This window comes from Chloroflexus sp., assembly GCF_034435895.1.
Taxonomy (GTDB): domain Bacteria; phylum Chloroflexota; class Chloroflexia; order Chloroflexales; family Chloroflexaceae; genus Chloroflexus.
Window position 1 is genome coordinate 1 of record NZ_DAOTWH010000261.1, and the last position, 4,680, is coordinate 4,680.

Annotated in this window: 6 protein-coding genes; 1 reads left to right on the forward strand and 5 read right to left on the reverse strand. The window is 59.9% G+C overall.

Going from position 1 to position 4,680, the window contains the following annotated elements; translation table 11 throughout:
- Positions 1-369: 369 nt before the first annotated feature.
- From U9R81_RS14965 to U9R81_RS14985, 5 genes are all read right to left on the reverse strand, one after another.
- Entirely contained in the window at positions 370-1,413 is a 1,044-nt protein-coding gene (locus U9R81_RS14965) for an NAD(P)-dependent alcohol dehydrogenase (protein WP_322496233.1), read from the reverse strand.
- A gap of 13 nt (positions 1,414-1,426) precedes the next feature.
- On the reverse strand, positions 1,427-2,206 hold the full coding sequence (locus U9R81_RS14970) for an iron-sulfur cluster assembly protein (protein WP_322496234.1): 780 nt from the start codon (positions 2,204-2,206) through the stop codon (positions 1,427-1,429).
- Positions 2,207-2,218: 12 nt separating this feature from the next.
- On the reverse strand, positions 2,219-3,265 hold the full coding sequence (locus U9R81_RS14975) for an amidohydrolase family protein (protein WP_322496235.1): 1,047 nt from the start codon (positions 3,263-3,265) through the stop codon (positions 2,219-2,221).
- A 197-nt stretch (positions 3,266-3,462) separates the two neighbouring features.
- Positions 3,463-3,657, reverse strand: coding sequence for a type II toxin-antitoxin system PemK/MazF family toxin (locus U9R81_RS14980; RefSeq protein ID WP_322496236.1), 195 nt, complete (start codon positions 3,655-3,657; stop codon positions 3,463-3,465).
- 50 nt (positions 3,658-3,707) lie between these two features.
- Entirely contained in the window at positions 3,708-3,953 is a 246-nt protein-coding gene (locus tag U9R81_RS14985) for a hypothetical protein (protein WP_322496237.1), read from the reverse strand.
- A 213-nt stretch (positions 3,954-4,166) separates the two neighbouring features.
- Between U9R81_RS14985 and U9R81_RS14990 the strand changes: the two genes are divergently transcribed.
- Positions 4,167-4,680 (forward strand): GAF domain-containing protein (locus U9R81_RS14990; protein ID WP_416180974.1); only part of this gene is annotated, 514 nt, incomplete at its 3' end.

Consider the following 4,680-nt stretch of genomic DNA (forward strand, 5'->3'; position numbering starts at 1 on the left):
TGCGCGTCAACAACATCCCCTTCACGGCGGGCGCGAGCTACTTTATCTCTGCGTGGTACGTGCCGCTGGTGCAACGGTAAGTGGCTAGCAGGATAGTGTGCTGTTGAGGGTCTGAGAGCTTGAAAGGCTCCCAGACCCTCGGATTTTTTACCTCACAACGACCATTGCATCCGCGCCTATGGAACGCGCCCAGCCGGCAAGATAATCGGCAAGACGCCAGCAACACCGTTTGAGCTGGAACGCGATGGCGATATGAACTACTCCTGCTCGGCGGTTCAACATCGGTTATCGTTCAAGTCGCCTGATCAGTACCCCACGAGCAACCGCTAAGGACGGGCAGATGTGCAACCTGCCCGTATCGCTACTGCTTTACGGCACAATCACCGCCCGCCCGGCAATCCGCCGGTGCTTGAAGTCGTCGATCGCTTGATTGATCTGATCTAGCCGGTATTGCTGGCCATGCAGCTTGACCCGGCCCTCGGCGTTCAGTTCCATCAGCTCGACGAGCTCGACGTAGTTGCCGACGAGGCTGCCCTCGATCGCGATTTCGGTGATGATCATGTGAACGGTGGGCACATGCACCGCGCCGCCGTAGCCGACCACGTAATGGGTGCCGCCTTGGCGCAACATCTGCCACGAGACCTGCTCGGCCCCCAATTCACCCACGAAGTCGATCACCACATGCGCCCCGCCGCGCGTCAGCTCTTTCACCTCTTGCACAATCGTGTCGCCGCCGTTGAGCACGTAGTGCGCACCGAGATCGCGAGCTAGCTTGCGCGCCGCTTCCGACCGGTCAACCGCGATGATCCGCGCGCCGCACAGCTCGCGAACCGATTGCAGTGCGATGTGGCCAAGGCCGCCAACGCCGAGGATGACGCAATACTGGCCGGGGGTGAGCTTGCGGGCCGCTTTCTTGGCGACCCGGTAAGCGGTAATGCCAGCATCGGCCAGCGGCGCAACCTCGACCGGCGCCACGTTGGGGTTGAGCTTGATCAGCGCCCGTTCGTTGGTCAGCATGTACTCGGCAAAGCCGCCATCGCAGTTGAGGCCGGGGAAGCTGCCGTGTTCACAGTACATGTCCTCGCCGCGCCGGCAACCGAGACAAACGCCGCACGAACGCAACGGATGGCAGATCACCGGATCGCCAACCTTGACTGAGGTGACGCCGGGGCCGATCTCTTCTACCCAACCGGCGTTCTCGTGCCCAAGGATGTAGGGCAGCAAGGTGCGTTGCGGGTCTTGAATATCCTTCCATACCCCTTCAATAATGTGCAGATCGGTGCGGCATAGGCCCGCCGCACCGATGCGCACAATCACTTCACCGGGTTTGGTGATCTTGGGCAGCGGCACATCGTCGAGTTGGAGCTGGACATTGAGATGTTCATCGTACTCGTGCAGACGAGCAGCGCGCATAAGTTTGTCCTCTCTATCCAATCATCAAGCGGTCGCCAACGCTAGAGTAGTCGTGTTGCCGTTCGGGGAAGAACTGCGCGCGCAACAAACCTTCACACAGACTAGTGTTGAAGGCGATGTTGAGACGGGCCGAGCGCGAGTAGCGCAGGTAAGACGCCAATTCCGCCTCTGCGATCGGTTGCCCCTCGACGGTTGTGAAGAGGGGCGTATCTGCGCTCACTGGAAGCTGCAAGCGGCGGCGTTTGTGCAGATAGCGGAGCAGATCGGCAGCCGCCAGCGGCACCCACTGCGGCGGCGTCGTGTTCAGGAAGAGATCGTCGCCTTGCACCATCACATCGCTGATCCGCAGCGCCAAGATCGCGCTATCGGCTAAACCGGCTTGGCGCATCCGGCGGATCAAGACATCTTGCCGGGCCAGAAAGCCTTTGACAGTGAAGGTATGGCGCAATGCCTCCAGATCAGCGTTCTGATCCACATCGGCGGGGAAGGTCTCGGCAAAGCTGCGCCCGGCATTGACGCCACGGTTGATCTCATCTTCGAGGCAATTGTTGCGGACGAGCACCGTCACTTGCGTGACCCCCGGCGCCCGCCCGACTTCATCGCGAATGTCTTGCGACATCATAAAGACGAAGTTGGGCGCGCACCAAAAGGTGGGGACAGTGTAGGTAACGGTGACGTGCCCGTCAGCAGCGATCTGCACCTCGTTGACGAAACCTAACTCGGTGATCGGTGTGTCGAGTTCGGGATCATAGACCTCGGCCAGCGCGCGATTGATCTCGGCAAGCGTGGGCATCAGCAGTTCCTTTCAGACGGTAGCCGGCGCAGCGCCGTCGAGCACGACCGGCATATTCCGCAACTGCTCCTTCTTCGCTTCTACGTCAATCCCGTAAAGGCGAGCCGCATTCAGGCCGAGAATCTTCTCTTTAGTCTCTATCGTCAGCTTGACGCCAAACTCGGCCTCAAGGTCTTCGGGCAGCTCAAAGGCCATAAACTTCTCAACCAGCCAACCCGGCGTCCACAGCGCGTAATCGCTGGCGAAGGTCAACTTGTCGGGACCAAGCCAGTAGAGCAGGTTCGCCATCACTTCGGCGAAATAGCGCGGGCGGGAATGAATAAAGGGCAGAACTACGGCGAGACCGCCCCAGACATTCGTCTCTTGAGTCGCGATCCAGCAGAAGTCTTCGAGGCGCGGCAGGCCGCAATGCTCGATGATAAAGGTGAGACCGGGGAAGTCGGTGGCCGCATAGTCAACGTCGGCCACATCGAACGAGTCGCGGTCGAGCGGCCAGATGGTCGGCCCTTTGTGAATGTGAATGTTGGCAATGCCGAGCTTTTCGCACTCTTCAAAGAAGCGGTAGGCTTCGGGGGTATTCATCTTCCAACCACGCGAGCCATTGTGCCACTCGGCAGTATACAGCTTGACGCCTTGAATGCCGTACTGCTGCTTGGCTTGGCGCAACGCATTTAGGCCGAGCGGGCCGTCTTCGCCGTGGCGCGGGTCAAACGAGCCATTGAGAATGACCCGCTCCGGGAAGGCTTCTTTGAGCTGAGCATTGCGCTCGATCGGGTTGAAACCGGTGTGGTAGAACTCGAACAGGTTGGTCGATTGCAAGATGCACATATCGACATAGCCCTCGACAAAGAGGTCGCGGGCCATATCTTCGACCGAATAGCGCTCGTAGTGTTCGAGCGTCCACACCTTATCGGGCGGCGAGAGGTTCTTGTGGTAAGCGTAGAAACAGTCGATCCAACCCTTGCCCAACTTGCCGCGCTGATTTTCCGGGCTAGCGTCCCACAGATGGGTATGGGCATCAATGACGAAGATCTCGCGGCCATCAGCAGTGCGGTACATACACTCCTCCTGTCTCCGATGACATGCCGGTCACCACCATCGTGACGGTTGATTGGTTGCATGTGGGGTTGAGAACATCGTAACAGGAGAAGGGCGGGGGCGCGGTGAAAAAGCGGTGAAAAAACCAGCGGCCTACAATTCGAGCAGAGTCCGCAGCGCATCATCCATTTTCCGCAATGTCGCTGCCGAGACAGTCCCTATGGGCGTGGGCCAAGCCGATCTTTCGCGATTGAGCGGATAGCGTCGCACAAGATAAAACTACGCGCCACGACGCCGCCTTCCGGCGGATCAATCGGAATGTGCAGCGGAATGCGGCGATCGGTGCGAGTGAGGGGTAGAACGAAGTTCGTCCGTAGTTGCGCATACGATCCGTTGGCCAGCCTGCCGACCACGAGCCGGATTCAGATCAACCAGATTTCGCCGCGATGTGGCAAGAGTACGGTCATACGCGATCCGCTAACCCATCAGCAATGGTGTGATCCCACGCTGCCCGTTCGCGTTCCAATTCAGCCCATTGCGCCAGATCGGCGCGCAATGCTGCATAGGCCGCATTGGTTGCGGCAAGCACCTGTTGGCGGCGATAGTGTTCAAGCGCCGCTGCAAGCACAGCTTGCAGCGAAACCCCACGCTGCTGAGCGAGATCACGAAGCAAGGCATGAGTTGCGGCTGAGACACGAATCGTTGGCATAGCGACACAACCATCTACTTTTTGTGGGCTGATCTATCTACACCATAGCATTGCCGGCTCTTCTTATCAACCAAGCGCGTCACTTTCGACCCAACTGGCTGCGCGGTGAAAAAGCGGTGAAAAACCGGCGGCATGAGTAGACGGGCGCGGGTGCGGCATGGTATAACCAGAGTATTCACTCCGGCATCAAATGCACTGGCGCAGGGAGGCGCTATGAGCGAAGCACCGCTGCACATTGCCGCTCCGGGAGACCTTGAGACGCTGGTTTGGCGGATGGCTGCGTTGCGCGAGCAATTCCTCGCCAGCGGCGAGGTTGATCTCTCACCGATGCGCGCGGTGATCCGCGATTCGTGGCAGCGTTGCCGGACGCTGGCGGTCAATGCCGAGGTGCAGCTTGCCCGTTTTGCCACGGCCAGCGATTGGCAATTGGCCGAGCTCCGTGAGCGGCACGCAACCTTATTGCGCGCAGCGAGCGCAATCCTTGCCCGGCTGCGGGTCACGCTCGGCGACGCCGGGTATGTGATCGCGCTCAGTGACGCCGAAGGCACGCTGCTGGAAGTGGATGGCGATCCGCACTGCCGCCGGCGGCTGGCGCGCAAAGGGTTACTGCCCGGCAGCAACTGGAGCGAAGCGGTGGCCGGCACCAACGCGATCGGGGTCGCGCTGGCAACCGGGCGGGTGGTGCAGTTGGTGGGGGCCGAGCACTACTGTAGCGGCTGGCAAGATG